We start from the raw sequence: 17009 nt of genomic DNA on the forward strand, positions 1-17009 counted from the left end.
CGACGCGCCGGTGGCAGGCCACACGATCACGGGGTGGTACGCCGAAGTGCCGGGAAACCACCGTCGACGTAGTGCACATTCGTGTAGCCGAGGTCGGCGATCTGCTCGGCGATGCGCGGTGCCTGCGACGACACGGATACGACGTTGATCTCCGTGTCGCGATGCCCGATGACCGGGAACGTTCCCGACGGCGTCGGGGCCAATCGCGACCGGACGTCGGTCGGGTCCACGACGACCGCACCGGGCAAGGAACCCTGGTGGCGGACCACTTGGGGGCGGGCGTCGACGACGACGGCGTCGCCCTCGCGGGTGTGGGACAAGGCTTCGGCTGCTGAGATCGAATCCACCACTGACACTGGTGACTACTCCTGAAAATGCTCGCGTAAATCTGACGGTCGGGTCGGACGGTGTCCACATGGATCATCGTTCGATCCGCCACCAAGGTTACGGAACAATCTCGAAACGCCCAACAGTGTCACCTACGCATCGGGTGTCCCGACCGCCCTGGGGAGTCGCCTCAGCTACGTCCGCGACCGGCAACATGACGCGAGCCGCGTTTGCCCCAGCTGTCACCGCGCGAGTGCTGACCATCTCGACCGCGCTGACCTTGACCAGCGCGTTTGTTGCCGCCCCGGGCGCGGGGTGGGCCCTGGTCGCGACGCAGATCGATCGGGTTCTTGCCGATTCTGGTGTCGCGGAGCCGGTCGAGGGTGTCGCGGTCGAGGTTGTCCGGCAATTCGACGAGGGAGAAGTCGTCGCGGATGCTGATGTTGCCGAAATCACCCCGGGTGAGGCCGCCCTCGTTGGCGATCGCACCGACGATCGCGCCGGGTGACACCTTGTGTTTGCGGCCCACCGCGATGCGATAGGTGGCATACGAGCCGCCCCCCTTGCGCGGTTCCCGTTCACGGCGGGCCGGCCGCTCGCTCTCGGGCGGGTCTGGAGCCATCAGGAAGCCACCGTCGCGCGTCTCGAGGGCCAGCGCCGCGGCGATGTCGGCCATGGCGACGTCCTTGTCGCGTGCGTAGTCCTCGACGAGCTTGCGGAACATGTCGAGGTGATCGGAGGTCAGGTTCTCGGTGATCGAGTCAGCGAAGCGGGCCACACGCTGGGCGTTGACGTCCTCCACCGACGGCAGCCCGATCTCGGTCAGCGGCTGGCGGGTGGCGCGTTCGATGGCCCGGAGCAGGTGGCGTTCCCGCGGCGAGACGAACAGCAGCGCGTTACCCGACCGGCCGGCCCGGCCGGTCCGCCCGATGCGGTGCACATAGGACTCGGTGTCATGCGGGATGTCGTAGTTGACCACATGCGAGATGCGGTCGACGTCGAGTCCGCGAGCGGCGACGTCGGTGGCGACGAGGATGTCGATCCCACCGTCCTTGAGCTGGTTGATGGTCCGCTCTCGCTGGGCCTGCACCATGTCGCCGTTGATGGCGACCGCCGAGAATCCGCGCGCCCGAAGCCGCTCGGCGAGTTCTTCGGTCGCCTGCTTGGTGCGCACGAACACGATCATCGCGTCGAAGGTTTCGACCTCCAGGAACCGGGTCAACGCGTCGAGCTTGCGCTGATGCGACACCTGCAGATAGCGCTGCGTGATGTTCTGAGCGGTCGCGGTCTTGGACTTGACCGTGATCTCCTGCGGATCGTGCAGGTACTTCTGCGCCAGTCGGCGAATCGCACTGGGCATGGTCGCGGAGAACAGCGCCACCTGCTTGGAGTCGGGCGTCTCGGCCAGGATGCGCTCGACGTCCTCGGCGAAACCCATCGTCAACATCTCGTCGGCCTCGTCGAGGACGAGGTATTCGAGTTCGGAGATGTCGAGGGTGCCCTTGTCGAGGTGATCGATGACACGGCCCGGGGTTCCGACGATGACCTGCGCACCGCGCCGCAACCCGGCCAGCTGCACGCCGTAACTCTGCCCACCGTAGATGGGCAGCACCCGCACCTCGGGCATGTGCGCCGAGTACCGGCTGAAGGCCTCGGACACCTGCAGGGCGAGTTCTCTCGTGGGCGCGAGGATCAGCGCCTGCGGACGACGAACCGCCGGGTCGATGCGGGACAGGATCGGGATCGCGAAGGCCGCGGTCTTACCGGTACCGGTCTGGGCCAGGCCGACGACGTCGCGGCCCGCCATCAACGGCGGAATCGTCGCAGCCTGGATCGGCGAGGGTGTCTCGTATCCGACCTCGGCGATCGCACTGCGCACACGGTCGTCGATGTCGAGGTCGTCGAAGGTGATCGCGTCGGCGTCGGGGCGGTCGGCGGCTGGGGTCTCGGTCATGGTCTGCGTATCCCGTTCATCGAGTCAACTGTAATGCGCGAGGACCGAAGAGACCGCATCTCGAGGCGCATCTGTCCACAGACCAACGTGGAAGAGGCTTCGAGCACGCGACCGCCGACGTCACCCACCACCAGCGCCTGGTGTGACGGGCCTCTCATGAATCCTGGTACCCTCGGTCGCACATAAAATCGCCGCGCCGACCAGCGGGTTGTCCGCTATGTCGGGTTCTTCATCAGGAGCAGCATGCAGGAGTACACGACACCGTCCGATCTCTCCGTCGACGACAAGGCGACCACCGTCGACGCGATCCTGCGGTATCGCGCCGAGCGCCCGACGATGCCGTTGTTCAAGCGGCGCAGTAGCGGCACGTGGATCACCGTGACCGCCAAGCACTTCGCCGACGAGGTCGACGCCGTCGCCAAGGGCCTGATCGCTTCGGGGGTCGCGCCCGGCGACCGGGTCGCGATCCTGTCCTCCACCCGCTACGAGTGGACGGTTCTCGATTACGCGATCTGGCGCGCTGGGGCGGTGACCGTCGCCATCTACGAGACCTCGGCGACCGATCAGGTCAAGTACATCGTCGAGAACTCGGGAACGTCCCTTCTGATCGTGGAGTCCGAGGCGCAGTTCACCAAGCATGCCGAGGTCGTCGAGGCCGGCGATCCGCTGCGCGAGACCCTGGTGATCGAGCGCGGCGCGGTGAACGAACTGACCAAGCGCGGCGAGCAGATCGGCGACGAGCAACTCGACGAGCGGCACGCCAATCAACTGTCCTCCGACGCGGCGACCCTCATCTACACCTCGGGCACCACCGGCCGGCCGAAGGGCGTCGTGCTGACCCACGCCAACTTCCTCGCCGAGTGCGCGGCGACGCGGGATGCGGTCGGCGCCGGCCTCGCCGAGGGCAAGTCGACCCTGCTCTTCCTCCCGCTGGCCCACGTCTTCGCCCGTGTCGTCGCGGTCGGCTGCGTCGAGAACGGCGTGATCCTCGGCCACACCAACGACATCCCGAACCTCATCGACGATCTCGCGGTCTTCAAGCCGAACTACGTGCTCTCGGTTCCGCGCGTGTTCGAGAAGGTCTACAACTCCGCCAAGCAGAAGGCCTATGACGGCGGCAAGGGCTCGATCTTCGACAAGGCCGCCGACACCGCCATCGAGTACAGCAAGGCCACCGAAAAAGGCTCGGCCGGACTGGTGTTGACGATCAAGCACAAGATCTTTGATGCGCTGGTCTACAACAAGCTGCGCGCCGCACTCGGCGGCAATTGCGAGGGGGCCATCTCCGGCGGCGCCCCGCTCGGAGCCCGCCTCGGCCACTTCTTCCGGGGTGTCGGCATCCCCGTCTACGAGGGATACGGCCTGTCCGAGACGACCGCGGCGGTCACCGCGAACAACGAGGACCACCAGCGTGTGGGATCGGTCGGTCGCCCAGTCCCGGGGGTGTCGGTGGCCATCGCCGAGGATGGCGAGGTGCTGCTGAAGGGACCGGTGGTGTTCACCGGCTATTGGCACAACCCGGAGGCCACCGCCGAGGCGATCCACGATGACTGGTTCCACACCGGCGACATCGGCCGCCTCGAGGACGGCTATCTCTACATCACCGGCCGGAAGAAGGAACTGATCGTCACCGCAGGCGGTAAGAACGTGTCGCCGGCGCAGCTCGAGGACGCCATCCGTGCGCACCCGATGGTGAGCCAGTGCCTCGTGGTCGGCGACAACAAGCCATTCATCGGCGCGCTCATCACGATCGACCCCGAGGCGACTCCGGGCTGGCTCGAGCGTCACAATCTGCCGGCCGACACCTCGCTGGCCGACCTGGCCAGAAACGCCGAATTGCGCGCCGAGATCGCCGAGGCCGTCGACGAGGCCAACTCGAAGGTGTCCAAGGCCGAGGCGATCAAGAAGTTCGAGATTCTCGACACCGACTTCACCATCGAATCGGGAGAACTCACTCCGACGATGAAACTCAAGCGCAACGTCATCAGCGACACCTACAAGCAGGCGATCGCCGACCTGTACGCCTGAGCACCGAGCTCCGACGAGGGGTCTCCCGGGCGATGTCCGGGAGGCCCCTCGTCGTTGCGTCGCACCGATGACCGACCTGTCACCAAAGTTTCCAATGTGGCAAATGTGACGATTGGGACTCGATCGCGCGTCGCACTCGGGGAGGAGGCGACCCGGTCCTACTGTCGGGACCGATGAACCGGGACCTCGCGATCGACGTGACACGCGGCCTGGCGATCTGGAGCATGATCACCGCCCATTTCGCCGACGGCGCGAAAATCGCCATGCCCACCCACGTGTTCCCGTACGTCGACGGGATGAGCGTGTTCGTCCTGCTCTCGGGGTTCGTCCTGGGGTTGGTGCACCATCGGTGGATCGAGACCCGCGGTCTGCGATTCACCTATACGCGCCTGGCCAAACGGCTTGCCGCACTTTACGTCTGCCAGCTCACGCTGTCGCTGGCTGCGGTCGTGGCCGGGATGGCCGGGTTCGGGCACCTGACCTGGCTCCGTCCGGTCGACGGGTGGGGTCAGGGCCTGGTGATGGCGGTGACGATGAGCTATCTGCCCAGCGGCGGCAACATCTTGTTGCTCTACATGGTGTTGATGGGCTCGGCGTTCGCCGTCTTTCCGCTTCTGGTGCGCGGGTGGTGGCGGCCGGTCCTCGCCGCGTCCGTGGCGCTGTACGCGGTTTCGCAATTCGCCGCACCCGACTGGTTCTATCTGGTTGCACAACCGTCGGGCGCCCGCATCCAGAACTGGGCGGGCTGGCAGATCATGTTCGTTCCTGCTCTCATCGTCGGATGGCAGTGGCGTCGTTGGGATCTCGCCGAGCGGATCGAGCGACACCTCCCGGCTGTGGTGTTGGTGGCAGCGGGTATCGCAGTGTGCACGCATTATCTGGTGACCGCCGGTCCGTGGCACACGGCCGAGTCCTTCCTGGGCGACAAACTCGAGTTCGGACCGGCACGAGCCGTCGGCGCCTGGGTGCTCGTGCCGGCGGTCTACGGGTTGTGCCGGATCTTCTTGTCGTTGTGGTCACGAGAATGGTTGCGGCCACTGCTGATGTCGGGGACCCGCAGCCTCGACTCGTATGTGATCCAGGCGCTGGCACTCGTCGCGGTACCGATCCTCGTCGTCGATCGACCGTGGTCACCCCTGCTCATGACCGCCTTCGCGATCGGCGTGTTCGGGACGTGCTGGGCGTGGGCCGAGGTCCGGCTCGCGCTCGGGATCGACAAGCTGCACCGTTTGCCCGTCATTCTCGGCGCTCCCGTCCTCGCCCGGCTCACCATGGCACGAGCGGACGCTGCGGGGCCGGCATGCCCGACCACCGAGAGCTCATCGCCCGCCCTTGCGTCGGCACCCGTCGCCGACGTTGCGCCCTCTCCGCGCGGGTGGACGGGCCGGCGAGAGGTATCCGCCGACGACCGGGCAGCATGAGACACGATCTGACCGACGGCCGAGCGGAGTGGAACCGACATGGATGAGCACACCGACGACTTACTGCGCGCGAGCGGCGACATGACGGCGTGTGTGCACGCGGGCAATGACACGAGCGGGCCCTCGATCCGTACCCCGATCACCATGGCCAACTCGTATCACCTGCCACCGAATCCGGAGACCGCCGACTGGTCGGGCACCGATCAACTCTTCTACACCCGCAACACCGGCGCCAATCAGGCTGCGCTGCAGCGAAAACTGGCACTACTCGACCACGGCGACGACTCCGTCGCACTCGCCTCCGGCGTCGCTGCCCTGCACGCGGTGTTCTTCACGTTCCTCGCCACCGGCGACCACGTGGTGGTCTCCGACACGACCTATGAGGCGACGTTCAAACTGTGGACCGAACTGATGCCGCGCAAGTATGGCATCGAGGCAAGCTTCGTCGACGTCACCGATCTCGACGCCGTCGTCGCAGCTGTCCGGCCCACCACCCGGATGCTCGTCACCGAGGCCATCGCGAACCCGACCACCAAGGTCGCCGACATCGGCGCACTCGCCGAGATCGCGCACCGCGCCGATGCGCTGTTGATGGTCGACTCGACCTTCACTCCCCCGCCGCTGTATCGGCCGTTGACCGACGGCGCCGATCTCGTCGTGCACTCGCTCACCAAGTACATCAACGGACACGGAGATGCCATGGGTGGCGCGGTGATCGGCGCGCAGCATCTCATCGCACGGATCAAGTCCGAGGCGATGGTCGACGTCGGCGGGGTCATCTCACCGTTCAACGCGTGGCTGATCGACCGCGGGTCCATCACCCTGCCGCTGCGGCTGCGTCAGCATCAGACGACCGCGCAGCGACTCGCCGAACTCCTCGCCGGCGATCCGCGAATCGCGTACGTGGCCTATCCGGGGCTGGCCACCCATCCACAACACGACCTCGCCGCACGGCAATTCGGCGGGCGCGGGTTCGGCGCAATGATGGCCTTCGCCGTTGACGGTGATCCGGCGACCCAGAATCGGTTCGTGTCGCACCTGCGAGTGATCACCTCGGCGGTCTCGCTGGGTCACGACGAGTCGCTCATCGTGCACGTCGGCACCGACGGACCACGGGTCGCTGCCTATCCCAAGCCCTTTCGCACCTTTGGGCACTTGCGGTTCTCGGTCGGGCTGGAGGACGCGGACGATCTCGTCGACGATCTCACCCGCGCCCTCGACACCACCTTCGGCTGACCATCCGGCCGCGACGGCACGCGCTCGAGGGCACTCTCAGCGGGTCACCCATGCGCGTGCGATGTCGAGCCGCTGCCATCCGCCGGACAGCCCGCTCTTGTCCAGGGGGTAGCCGGCGGGCAACGCGGTCCGGGCCAGGATGTCGCGCAGCTGGGCCGTGCTGAGTCCGGGATGTGCGGCGCGGATGAGGTTTTCGGCTCCTGCGGGGACGTTCTCCGCCTGGGCCGCCCCGGACGGCAGGAAGGAGAAGGTCGCACGCTGCCGGTAGGTCGTCAGCGCCGTCGCGGTGGGCTGGGCGGCCTGCTGGCAGGCGACGATCGCCCCGATCGGGGCGCCCACGCGTGCTTGCAGTACCGCCCGCAGCTCGGTACGCGCCTGCGCGAACAACCCGGCGAACCGCGGGTCACCGAGCATCTCGGAGGTCACGGCCTGCGCGAGCATCCGACCACCGATGACGTCGAGCGGATAGTGCACCCCGAGCACAACGCGGTGGTACCCGTAGTCGGCGCCGCGCGCGAGAATCTGCGGGCCCTCCTCGGGCAACATCGCCGCGATCAGGAAGGCCTGGGTGTAGCCCCAGGTGGTGTGACCCGACGGGTAGGAGCCGCTACCGCGCACCGCCGCGTACAGATCGGGGCGGCCGTCGCCGTAGTGGCGGATCAGTTGCGGCGCAACCTCGAACGGCCGCGGGTACTGGAAGTACTTCTTCTCCTTGCTGGTTCCGGTCCGCTCGCCGGCCGGCGACTCGTCGCCGAGTAGCAGCGCGGCGGTCTTCGGCAACTGTCCGGCACGCAGCGCCGCGTAGAACGCCGGAGCCAGACGGGAACCCAGTGCGTCGAAGATCGCCGGGCCCTCGATCGCATAGTTGTCGTTCACCGAGGCGCGGGCGGTCGCCGGGCTCGCGGTGTTGTTGATGGCGACCGCCTCGGCGAGGTTCTGTTGACGCACCAGCGGGGAGATCGACGAGAAGCCGTCCAGGATGGCGATGTGATCGCGCGGCGCGGGGGTCGCGAATGCCTGATCGGTTTGCCCTGCAGCGAAACCTGCGGATGCGGGCACCTGCGTCGGCGCGAACGCGCATGCCGGGGCGGCAGTGGCCGGCGATTGCGCCACCGCGGTGGGGAGCACCAATGCTGCGGCAGCCAGGATCGCTGCCACCATCGAGTTCACTGTCCGACGCCTCATGGTCTCCTCCGGGTCCGGCCGGCAACGCCGGCACCACACATCTCGGTGTCTCACCTCACGGAGGTCACCGGATCACACGGCATCGACCGGTTTCACACCAGGTGAACAGTCGGTGAAGAGTCGTGCGGGATCGGACATTCACCGAACCTCGAAGAGGATTCCGCGGCCGATCGCCTCGCGGACCACGGCAAGTGCTGCCTGTGCCAATGCGTCGGCGTCGACACCGTGGTGCGCGGCAAGCAAATCGATCAGGGTGCCCAGTTCGACCGCTCCGCGACATCCGGCAAGCAGCGCTCGCGATACCTCGTCGACGCCGAGGACAGCGCCCGGTCCGCCGGGGCGCCGCACCGCCGACCCGATCTCCTGCCAACCGTCGTCGCCGGGTAAGGATTGTGTCTCGCAGAACACCGGCGCACAGGCCAACCGAGCCGTCAGCAGGTGGTCGTCGTCGTGGGCACGCAGGTAGGCGCGCCGGTCCAGGAAGGCTTTGGCCTCGGGACCGGTCACCTCCTCCCCCGCAGCGGTGATCTCTTCAAGGATGTGCTCGCCATCGGTTGATCGCGAGCCGGCGCGCTTGCGAACGGTGATGACACCCATGCCGATTCCGGTGATCTTCTCCTCGGCGAACCAATCGAACCAGTCGGAGCCGCGTCGGGCGACCTGGTCGGGATCCTCGCCGGCATCGGAGAGCCACAGCGAGATGTAGCTGATCGGATCGGCGAGCTCTCGTTGCACCACCCAGGCGTCGAGTCCGGTGCCGGCCAACCAGCCGCCGACGCGTTGTCGCCAGTCGGCGCCGTCGCGCACCATCCAGTTGGCGAGCAACTGGGCGGTACCACCGTCGGTCAGGTGGTCCGGCAACCCGGCAATCAGCTCGGCGCACAGGGCGTCGCCGGCCCGTCCGGAGTCACGGTAGATGTAGTCCTGTGCGCCGGCCCCGACCACGAACGGCGGGTTGGACACGATCAGGTCGAACCGTTCCCCGGCGACCGGCTCGAACAGACTGCCCGCCCGCAGATCCCAGGTCATGTCGTTGAGCGTCGCGGTGGCCGCAGCCAGGGCCAGAGCTCGTGGATTGGTGTCGGTGGCCACGATGGACCCGCAGTGGGCGTCGAGATGCAATGCTTGGATGCCACACCCCGTGCCGAGATCCAGGGCCGTATCGACGCGGTCGCGGATCACCGCGCGCGCCAACGAGATCGACGCTCCACCGATGCCGAGCACGTGGTCGTGGGCCACGGGTCCGCTGCGCATCGCCGCGTCCTGATCGGAGATCACGAGAAAGTCGTTGGCATCGTCGGCGTGGGGTCGGATATCGAGGATCGCGCGGTATCGGCCGTCGGGGCGCTGTTCGACGACGCCTTCGGCGATCAGCGCCTGCACGCCGGTGCTCGGGAAGGCCGCCGCCAGCGTCGGCTCGTCCTCGTCGGAGCCGAGCAGGAACAGCCTGATCAATGTCGACAGCGACTCCCGGGCACCGCCGGGACGCGCTGCGCGCAATGCGGGCCACCAGACCCCGCGCCCCAAGGCATCGTTGGCGTCGTCGCCGAGCGCCGCCGCCACCCCGTCCGCGGTGTAGCCGGCGGCGCGTAGGTCGGCTCCGAGGGCGAGCACCACCGGGCGCGACTGCAGAGGCAGCGTCGTCATCAACCGACGCTCCGATACTTCTTGTGCATGGCCTGTTTGGAAACGCCAAGCAACACACCGATTTCGGCCCAGGAAAGGCCGGCCGCGCGGGCTCGTCGGACGGCGACCTCCTCGTCACGGGCGATCTCGGCACGACGCCGGGCGACGGCGGTCAAGGCGGTCACCGGGTTGTCGGGGTCACCCGATTCATCTGGTCCGAGGCTTGTGCGCATGGCATCATCATTCACCGGAGCTCGCCGCGGGTCAACCTTGGTTGACGACCTACTCGTTGACCAGGCCCGTCCTCGACGCAGCCCCGCCCCGGTCGTGATTGCGGTCACGATCCGCTCGTAATGCAAAGGTTATGCTAACTTTACATTCGGTTTCCCGCACGAGGACTTCTCCTCGAGGCCCGTGGCCGATGCCGGAGAACCGAGGCCGGATGTCTGTTCTGGGGTCGGAGGAGTGCGCGTGAAGACTGTTGGTGCGGTGGGGAATCGACGCTCGCGACGTGCTCGCACGTGGGCCGTACGGGTGTCGGCGGTGGCGACGCTCACGGCGTTCTCGGCAAGCGCGTTCACTTCCAACGGCACTGCGGCGGTGATCAATCCGGCGTTGGTCCCTGCTCCCGCACCGGTCGCGGAGAAGGCGGCCCCGAAGTCCCCGAAGGCTCCTGAGCCCGAGACCTATCAGGAGCGGATCGACCGTATCGCGCAGAGCCCGCGCTCGTTGCTCGCGCCTCTGCAGGAGAACCAGGGCAAGGCGACGGTCTGCGTCAGTGGTGAGTTCACCAGTTTGTCGGTGGTGTATGACTCGCTGTTTGAATCTCTGTTGCCTTCGCTGCCCCCGCAACTGCGCCAGAACGCCTACGCCGCACGCGATGCCGCGCATCGGGACATGAAGCGCCTGAACGTCTCTACGCTGGCGATATCCGACAACCCGATGGCACTCGGCGCCGACTCCGCCGATCCGTCGATGACCTATCGCGGCCCGGTGTCGCAGTGGATTGTCACGCAGCTGTTGAAGATTCGCGATGGCCAGGAGAACGAGGCGATTCCGCTCGGCAACATCACCCTGACCCAGGCGGTGGAGACGGTGTGGCTGTATCTGTTCGTCACCGTCGTCGCGCCGGTGAAACTCGCCGTTCAGCTCACCCCGTTCTTGGGTAGTCCGTTGACCGGCACGGCTCTCGACAGCTACCAGGGGTATTTCACATACAACACCATCCTGCAACTCGCCGTACAGGGCGGCGTCCTGGGGTCGCAGTACCTGTATCAGGGGATCTCCAACATGGTGATGAACCAGTGCGTCGCCCGGGTCACCGAAGATCAGCGAGAGCAGTCCGGGCGCCCCAGCGACGACGACACCTACCACATCGACATCCCCGCCGCGGTGCGCGCCGCCGCAGGACAGCTCGCGCTCGCCGACAATGACAACTGCCGGCAGATTGGCACGCTGCCGCTCAGCCGCATCGTCACCCGCACCGGTGAGTATGCGCAACAACTGGTCACCACCGACGCACAGAAGCAGAAGATCGCGAGCGAGACCAACGCGATTCTGGCGAAGATGCGGGCAACCCAGGTGCCGCACAACCTGATTCCCGCCGATCCAGCCGACTTCACACAACTCGAGTCCTTCGCCTCGCTCGTCGGCAGTCTGATCCCCTACGTCGGCGGCGCCCCGCTCGACATCACGATCGGCCTCAAGCACAACCTCGATCAGGGAGACAATCCGTTCGAGACCGTGAGCGTCGCCGACCTGACCGTCACCAAGTCGCTCACCGCCGCCTACTACTCGTACTATCTGTCGCTCTACCTGTTCACCACGGTCGGCGGCTTGGCCGAAGGTCAGATCCTGGGAAGCCCGACCGTCGGCTTCCTCTCCCCCACGCGGGCCATCGGCGCCGTGGCGGCGCTACCTCTGACCTACGGGCTCGTCAACTACCACAACGTGATCCGATCGATGTGCCTGAATGAGGACGACACCACCGGGACCGGCCGCGGCGCACAGGTCAATCGCGACAATGCGGTCTTGCCGTCGGCGAGTACGACCACGCCGACCGTCGCCCGGCCGGGCCGACCGTCGAGTTCCGCACCGTCGAGCGCGCCACGGCGCGGCGCGTCCTCGCCGACGTCGACGCCGGCGCCGGTCATCCCGGGCCTTCCGATCCGGATCCCGGGCATCAACTAGAACCGGTCGACCGCGCTCATCGGCGAGCGTGGTCGATCCACTTCTGCACCAGGTGAATTGCCGTGATGCTCTGGCCGTCGTCGATCCCACCTGTGGCCACCATCTCGTCGACTTCGGCCATTGTGAAGAACTCAGCGGTGTCGAACTGCTCGTCGGAGACCTCCCGCTCTCCGTCGAAGGTGAGGTCACGGGCCAGGCAGGTGGCCATCCGTTCGGTCATGAGCCCGTTGCAGACGCGTGTCCGGCCGAGTACTTCCCACGCCGAGGCACGAATCCCGGTCTCTTCGTGGAGCTCTCGCGCCGCGGCTGTCAGTGCCTCCTGACCGTCACCGCCACCCCCGGGCAGTTCCCAGTGCCACTGCTGTGACGGATAGGAGAATGTCCGCACGAGGTAGAGCCTGTCGGCATCGTCGAGTGCCGCGATCATGACCGAATCGTTGGACTCCACCACGCCATAGATGCCCTCGGTGCCCAGAGGTGTGATCACCCGATCCTCACGGACACGCATCCACGGATTCTCGTAGGTGATCGTAGACCCGAGCAGGGTCCAGGGGTTATCGGCGCGCATGGCTCGATTGTGCTCGATCGGCTGGCGGTCGGCAGGTGTCGAATCCAGTGCTCACCCGAAACCGGGGAACACACCGTCGACGGCAGCCCTCGCGAAGTCGTCGAAACCCATGTTTCCCAAGGAGAGGTTGTTCTCGACAGACCACAGGTCACGCGGTCGCACCCGCACCGTTCGACCCGGTTGGTGCAGCAGATCAACGACAAGCACGGCGTGATCGGGCGAGCTGAGAGTCGCCTCGTCAGCAACGAAGACGAAGAACGGCGGGGGTTCCGGCGCCGAGTCGACAATGTCGTCGACAGTCACACCGTCATATGCGCGGTCATCGATGTACTGAAAGTTCGCACGAAATCGACCCTCTTCGTGCTCAAAGTCCACCGGAGCACTCGCTTCCCAGACAAGGGCCCCCCACGCTTGATCGGTCGCCGGATCGCAGTAGGTGCGCACCAGCAACGCATCATTCGTCTGCGGAAGCGGATACCTCAGAGCCAACAGAATCCTCCTTGGCGCGAGTTCTTCTCGTCGTGAAAGGCGATGCATTCCCGCCGGAGCGCGTTCTGCACTCTTGTTGAATCACGTTACCGCAGCTCAGCGTCGGCAAGTTCACTCCCCCGTAGTCGCCGTATCGGTCGGCGCCTCACCGCTCGCCGACCGACACGGCGCCCCGGGAATGTCACTGGGTCAGAAGCGGTCTCGCCGGTCGCGGCATCGACGGCAGTGAGACTGCCGACTCACCTCGTTCCTGGTAGGTGAGCTCCGTCAGCCCAGGACATCATGAGCCATCAGCTCATGACCGCCCCACCGTCGACGGCGATCGACTGCCCGGTGACGTTGCGTGCCTTGTCGCTGAGCAGGAAGGCCACCATCTCGGCGATGTCACCAGCAGATTGGGGCCGACCCATGGGCACCATCTGCTGAACGAAACCGGCGAACACGTCGTCGTCAGATACTCCCTCCAGAGAACTGTCGCGACCGCGCAGCCACGCAATGGTCTGTCGCCACATATCGGTGAGAATCAGGCCGGGGAGCACCGTGTTGCAACGTATTTCGCGCAGCGCTCCCGACCGCGCGACACTGTGGCCGAGTTCGATGACAGCGGCCTTCGACGCCCCGTAGTGCGTGAGCATCTCATTGCCGAGCCGGGCGCCGATGGAGGCGATATTGACGATCGCGGCGGGCCCGTCGGCCCGTTTCACCAACTCCTGGCAGGTGAGGAAGGTTCCGCGCGCATTGACGGCAAACGTGTTGTCCCACAATTGTTGATCGATCTCGACCAGCGGTGTGAACAGTCCGGTGCCCGCTGTGTTCACCAGGCCGCACAGGGTCCCGGCCTCTGCGGCCGTATCGAACATCGCCGACACCGCGGCCGCATCGCGAACGTCACAGGCGATCGGCACCACATCGGCGTCGACCTCCTGCCAGCGTGGATCTGACTCCCGCTCAGGGTGTTCCGCCGAGAGGTCGGCGAGAACGAGCGCGTCGTAATCGGCGGACAGGCGCAGTGCGATCTCAGCTCCGAGGCCGCGGGCGGCGCCGGTGACAATGGCTACGCGAGTGGTGGTCATGCGCGTCGCTCCCTACACAGATGGTTCGTCATCGAATGAACTCCTTTGGGTGAATCACACAGCGTCGTGTGACGATCACCACCTTCTGATCGGAAGCGCGGAATGTCCATGTCGCATTACCCATTCGGCGTTAAGCAGATGAGTAACGACCGAGGTCGCACCGACCGGTCCACCGAGGAACCGGCCCTTCCACGTCAGCGAGTTTCGTTGCGTCCGGTACGAACCGACGCAACCGCGCGCCGAAGTGCGTTCACGAGCGGCGAGAAATCATCGGCGCGCGTGCACAGCGACAATGGACATGGATCGATGTCTTCGATCGGTACGAAGGCCACCCCGGGATTGCGGTACGCATCGGCGACGAACTGTCCGGTGATCGCCATCGCTTGCCTGGCGGCAACCACCTCCAGCAGCTCGTCCATCGTCTGGACCGATGGCCCGTACCGCACGGGCTTCCCACCGGGACGGGGATCGCATGCCCACCAGCGGACCCATGCGGGATCCGCCTCATCGTCGGCGACATGCAGCTCATCGTCGAGTTCGCCTATGCCGATCGACGTTCGAGCCGCGAGCGGGTGGCCGGTGGGCAGCGCAGCAACCCGCCCTTCCTGCACCACCACGTCAAAGCGCAAGCCACTCGTGTCGGTGACCGGCGGTCGTACCAGTGCAGCGTCGACCTGGCGCTCGCGAACCGCCGATATCTGTCGGGGCCAAGGGAGCTCCAGCAACTGCACCGTCGCCGAGGGCATCGTCCGCTGTAGTTCGTCGAGGACCTCGCGCAGGTGGATACCGGTGCTCGCGGTCATGAATCCCAGACGTGCCGAGCTTGCGGCCCGCCGCCGAAAGGCCTCCGCCGAGGCGACGGCTCGGTCCGCGGCGTTCAGGGCCAGTCGGGCGTCGGTCAGAAAGGCGCGACCCGCTTCTGTCGGGACCACGGGGTGGGAGGTGCGATCGACCAGATCGACTCCGAGGGACTGTTCGAGTTTTCGGATCTGCTGGCTCAGCGCGGGTGTGCTGATGAAGCTCCGATCGGCCGCCCGTCCGAAATGTCCTTCGTCGACGACGGCGATGAGGCGCCGAACCAGACGCAAATTGAGGTCCACGATCAGTCAGTCTAAACGAATTGTGACTCGCCTCACTTCCGGAGCAGCGGTGTGACCTGGACCGTTAAGCGATCGATGAACAAACTCGTCGAACTGGACATGGCTTCGGGCTGCGCCGGGCGCTTCACTCAGATCAGCGTTTGTGGCGGGGTGCTCAGCCCGTTCAGCCCGCACAACCGCTCGCGGGCCACGTCGCCCAACACGCCGACGCCACGTCGTCGAAGCGTTTCGAAATGCGCGCGTTGCCGGCCGCGTGACGCACGGAATCAGAATGAGGAGAATCGAATGACCGCAATTCAGGCAAGCAGCAACATCACGGCTCAGACCCCGTACGAAGAAGAGTTCGTCCACATGATGGACGACGTCGATGAACTCATCGAGAGCCTCGACAACCCGCTGCACCGCAAGATCCTGATCAATTACCGACGCCACGGACTCCTCGAGGTGTCCGGCCGCTACGAGGATCTACTGGCGCCCTCGATGACCGTCCGTCACCCGCACTATCGGCTGTTCGAGGGCGGGCAGGGCGTGATCCTCGACGGCATGGACGCGGTACGCACGTTCTATCAGCAGCTCGCGGAGATGGACATGCTGGTCATGTGGACGGGGAAGCAGAAAATGGCGGTGAACGATTGGGGCTTCAGCGGCGAAGCCCAGTTCAATCAGTTCGTTCCCGGAGCGCTCCTCGGCGACAACGTCTTCGCGGCGGTCGGTAGCGATACTGCGCCGGAATCCCAGTACGACGCCGATGCCTACTACCTCGTGCGTCGCACGCTGGCATTCGTGTGGCCCTACACCGAGGAGGGTCTGCTCATCGGCGAACACGTCTACGAGGACGCCGAATCCAAGGTGGTCACCAAGGTCCAAAACGACGAGGTGATCACCGGGGTGCGCGCGGCCGAACTGCTTGAACCGATCATCGACAAGTACGGCGCCCTCTGACCCACGCAAACGCTGAAACGCAATGAGTCGCGACATCGTGCGTCAACGATGTCGCGACTCATGACATATGGTGCGGATCCTGCACTCCTACTTGAATCATATCACCGCAGGTCAGAGGCTTGCGCGAATCATTGCGCAGGCTGAGAAGGGTGGCCGACCTCCGAGGACGGAACTGTTGCGCCCGGCCGCCAAGCAAAAGACCGCCGAACAAGTCGAGGAGATGGTTGGCATTTGGTACCAGTGCCACAACGTCGAGGAGGTAGCCAGGCAGGTCGGCGCTGACCAGACGACGGTGCGGCGGAACCTGCGCAAGGTCGGTGTCGACACCTCACCACGCGTACTCACCGACGACGATATTCAGCAGATCGGGCAACTTGCCGATGCAGGGCACTCATGCCGACAGATCGCCGCACGGGTCGGCTGGACACGCAGCACAGTGGCGAAGGCGATCCGGCTTTACCGCGAGGGGCGAACCATCACGCCGCGCGAAGAGTGTCGTCTGTGAGATTCGTGAGGTCGTCGAGAGCCGTCTCACTGCCCATGAAGCTTCGCAGGTAGAGAACTGCGCGAGCATACTTTTCAGTGGCCGACTGCAGATACGATGAATTGCAATAGATCGCGCGTCGTTTCGTGAGTAGATTGGCCCGAATCTGCGATTATTGATTAATCCTTACGACAGGTAGATAATGTAGCCTACAGACATTCACGCCATTCTTTAGCAGGATAGTCCGGTTTATACATCGACCAAGAAGGGGGTTACACGGATTTCAAATGAGTATCTACAAAACAACAGAATCAGTAAGCGATGGAAAGTCCGACGGCCCGCGCCCGGTGCTCGTCGTCGACTTCGGTGCCCAGTACGCGCAGTTG

Annotated in this window: 15 protein-coding genes; 6 read left to right on the plus strand and 9 right to left on the minus strand. The window is 65.5% G+C overall.

All coding sequences use genetic code 11. The features are described from left to right. Nucleotides 1–26: 26 nt before the first annotated feature. Together P3L18_RS26820 and P3L18_RS26825 are read right to left on the minus strand one after the other, a co-directional pair. The gene (locus P3L18_RS26820) at nucleotides 27–356 is read right to left on the minus strand and encodes a rhodanese-like domain-containing protein (protein WP_006371531.1); all 330 of its coding nucleotides are present in this window, start codon (nucleotides 354–356) and stop codon (nucleotides 27–29) included. A gap of 161 nt (nucleotides 357–517) precedes the next feature. Then, on the minus strand, nucleotides 518–2281 hold the full coding sequence (locus tag P3L18_RS26825) for a DEAD/DEAH box helicase (protein WP_276115831.1): 1764 nt from the start codon (nucleotides 2279–2281) through the stop codon (nucleotides 518–520). A gap of 243 nt (nucleotides 2282–2524) precedes the next feature. Between P3L18_RS26825 and P3L18_RS26830 the strand changes: the two genes are divergently transcribed. The 3 genes from P3L18_RS26830 (at nucleotide 2525) to P3L18_RS26840 (ending at nucleotide 6966) form a co-directional block, all read left to right on the plus strand. Then, on the plus strand, nucleotides 2525–4309 hold the full coding sequence (locus tag P3L18_RS26830) for a long-chain fatty acid--CoA ligase (RefSeq protein ID WP_276115832.1): 1785 nt from the start codon (nucleotides 2525–2527) through the stop codon (nucleotides 4307–4309). A gap of 173 nt (nucleotides 4310–4482) precedes the next feature. Then, nucleotides 4483–5730 carry an OpgC domain-containing protein gene (opgC, locus tag P3L18_RS26835; protein WP_276115834.1) on the plus strand — a complete coding sequence of 416 codons (1248 nt, stop codon included), beginning with the start codon at nucleotides 4483–4485 and terminating at the stop codon, nucleotides 5728–5730. A 39-nt stretch (nucleotides 5731–5769) separates the two neighbouring features. After that, nucleotides 5770–6966, plus strand: coding sequence for an aminotransferase class I/II-fold pyridoxal phosphate-dependent enzyme (locus P3L18_RS26840; protein ID WP_020171606.1), 1197 nt, complete (start codon nucleotides 5770–5772; stop codon nucleotides 6964–6966). 36 nt (nucleotides 6967–7002) lie between these two features. On the opposite strand, the gene P3L18_RS26845 is transcribed toward P3L18_RS26840, so the two are convergent. The 3 genes from P3L18_RS26845 to P3L18_RS26855 form a co-directional block, all read right to left on the minus strand. Then, the gene (locus tag P3L18_RS26845) at nucleotides 7003–8151 is read right to left on the minus strand and encodes a phosphatase PAP2 family protein (protein ID WP_276115835.1); all 1149 of its coding nucleotides are present in this window, start codon (nucleotides 8149–8151) and stop codon (nucleotides 7003–7005) included. A 138-nt stretch (nucleotides 8152–8289) separates the two neighbouring features. Continuing rightward, nucleotides 8290–9798, minus strand: a complete 1509-nt coding sequence (locus P3L18_RS26850) for a methyltransferase (RefSeq protein WP_276115836.1) — start codon at nucleotides 9796–9798, stop codon at nucleotides 8290–8292. Beyond that, nucleotides 9798–10010, minus strand: a complete 213-nt coding sequence (locus tag P3L18_RS26855; protein ID WP_006371538.1) for a hypothetical protein — start codon at nucleotides 10008–10010, stop codon at nucleotides 9798–9800. The genes P3L18_RS26850 and P3L18_RS26855 overlap by 1 nt, the downstream gene beginning before the upstream one ends. 238 nt (nucleotides 10011–10248) lie before the next feature. On the opposite strand from P3L18_RS26855, the gene P3L18_RS26860 reads away from it, so the two are divergent. Continuing rightward, nucleotides 10249–11967, plus strand: coding sequence for a hypothetical protein (locus P3L18_RS26860; RefSeq protein ID WP_276115837.1), 1719 nt, complete (start codon nucleotides 10249–10251; stop codon nucleotides 11965–11967). Nucleotides 11968–11983: 16 nt separating this feature from the next. On the opposite strand, the gene P3L18_RS26865 is transcribed toward P3L18_RS26860, so the two are convergent. The 4 genes from P3L18_RS26865 to P3L18_RS26880 form a co-directional block, all read right to left on the minus strand. Then, nucleotides 11984–12535 carry an NUDIX hydrolase gene (locus P3L18_RS26865; protein WP_079929386.1) on the minus strand — a complete coding sequence of 184 codons (552 nt, stop codon included), beginning with the start codon at nucleotides 12533–12535 and terminating at the stop codon, nucleotides 11984–11986. 51 nt (nucleotides 12536–12586) lie between these two features. Beyond that, a complete protein-coding gene (locus tag P3L18_RS26870; RefSeq protein WP_276115838.1) occupies nucleotides 12587–12838 on the minus strand; it encodes a hypothetical protein in 252 nt (83 codons plus the stop codon). A gap of 476 nt (nucleotides 12839–13314) precedes the next feature. Next, nucleotides 13315–14097: an SDR family NAD(P)-dependent oxidoreductase gene (locus P3L18_RS26875; RefSeq protein ID WP_079929385.1), complete on the minus strand. Its 783-nt coding sequence runs from the start codon at nucleotides 14095–14097 to the stop codon at nucleotides 13315–13317. Between the two features lie 194 nt (nucleotides 14098–14291). After that, a complete protein-coding gene (locus tag P3L18_RS26880; protein WP_020171613.1) occupies nucleotides 14292–15197 on the minus strand; it encodes a LysR substrate-binding domain-containing protein in 906 nt (301 codons plus the stop codon). 285 nt (nucleotides 15198–15482) lie between these two features. On the opposite strand from P3L18_RS26880, the gene P3L18_RS26885 reads away from it, so the two are divergent. Both P3L18_RS26885 and P3L18_RS26890 read left to right on the plus strand, forming a co-directional pair. Continuing rightward, the gene (locus tag P3L18_RS26885; RefSeq protein ID WP_014359671.1) at nucleotides 15483–16139 is read left to right on the plus strand and encodes a hypothetical protein; all 657 of its coding nucleotides are present in this window, start codon (nucleotides 15483–15485) and stop codon (nucleotides 16137–16139) included. Nucleotides 16140–16206: 67 nt separating this feature from the next. Continuing rightward, nucleotides 16207–16644 carry a helix-turn-helix domain-containing protein gene (locus P3L18_RS26890; RefSeq protein ID WP_276115839.1) on the plus strand — a complete coding sequence of 146 codons (438 nt, stop codon included), beginning with the start codon at nucleotides 16207–16209 and terminating at the stop codon, nucleotides 16642–16644. Nucleotides 16645–17009: the final 365 nt, after the last annotated feature.

It is taken from the genome of Gordonia sp. N1V (assembly GCF_029269935.1).
In the GTDB taxonomy this organism is placed as follows: domain Bacteria; phylum Actinomycetota; class Actinomycetes; order Mycobacteriales; family Mycobacteriaceae; genus Gordonia; species Gordonia polyisoprenivorans.

Bases quoted from the DNA above. Each gene is read 5' to 3' on its own strand.
- P3L18_RS26825 (WP_276115831.1), bottom strand. From the start codon at position 2,281: ATGACCGAGACCCCAGCCGCCGACCGCCCCGACGCCGACGCGATCACC.
- P3L18_RS26830 (WP_276115832.1), top strand. From the start codon at position 2,525: ATGCAGGAGTACACGACACCGTCCGATCTCTCCGTCGACGACAAGGCG.
- opgC (WP_276115834.1), top strand. From the start codon at position 4,483: ATGAACCGGGACCTCGCGATCGACGTGACACGCGGCCTGGCGATCTGG.
- P3L18_RS26840 (WP_020171606.1), top strand. From the start codon at position 5,770: ATGGATGAGCACACCGACGACTTACTGCGCGCGAGCGGCGACATGACG.
- P3L18_RS26845 (WP_276115835.1), bottom strand. From the start codon at position 8,151: ATGAGGCGTCGGACAGTGAACTCGATGGTGGCAGCGATCCTGGCTGCC.
- P3L18_RS26850 (WP_276115836.1), bottom strand. From the start codon at position 9,798: ATGACGACGCTGCCTCTGCAGTCGCGCCCGGTGGTGCTCGCCCTCGGA.
- P3L18_RS26855 (WP_006371538.1), bottom strand. From the start codon at position 10,010: ATGCGCACAAGCCTCGGACCAGATGAATCGGGTGACCCCGACAACCCG.
- P3L18_RS26865 (WP_079929386.1), bottom strand. From the start codon at position 12,535: ATGCGCGCCGATAACCCCTGGACCCTGCTCGGGTCTACGATCACCTAC.
- P3L18_RS26875 (WP_079929385.1), bottom strand. From the start codon at position 14,097: ATGACCACCACTCGCGTAGCCATTGTCACCGGCGCCGCCCGCGGCCTC.
- P3L18_RS26885 (WP_014359671.1), top strand. From the start codon at position 15,483: ATGACCGCAATTCAGGCAAGCAGCAACATCACGGCTCAGACCCCGTAC.
- P3L18_RS26890 (WP_276115839.1), top strand. From the start codon at position 16,207: ATGGTGCGGATCCTGCACTCCTACTTGAATCATATCACCGCAGGTCAG.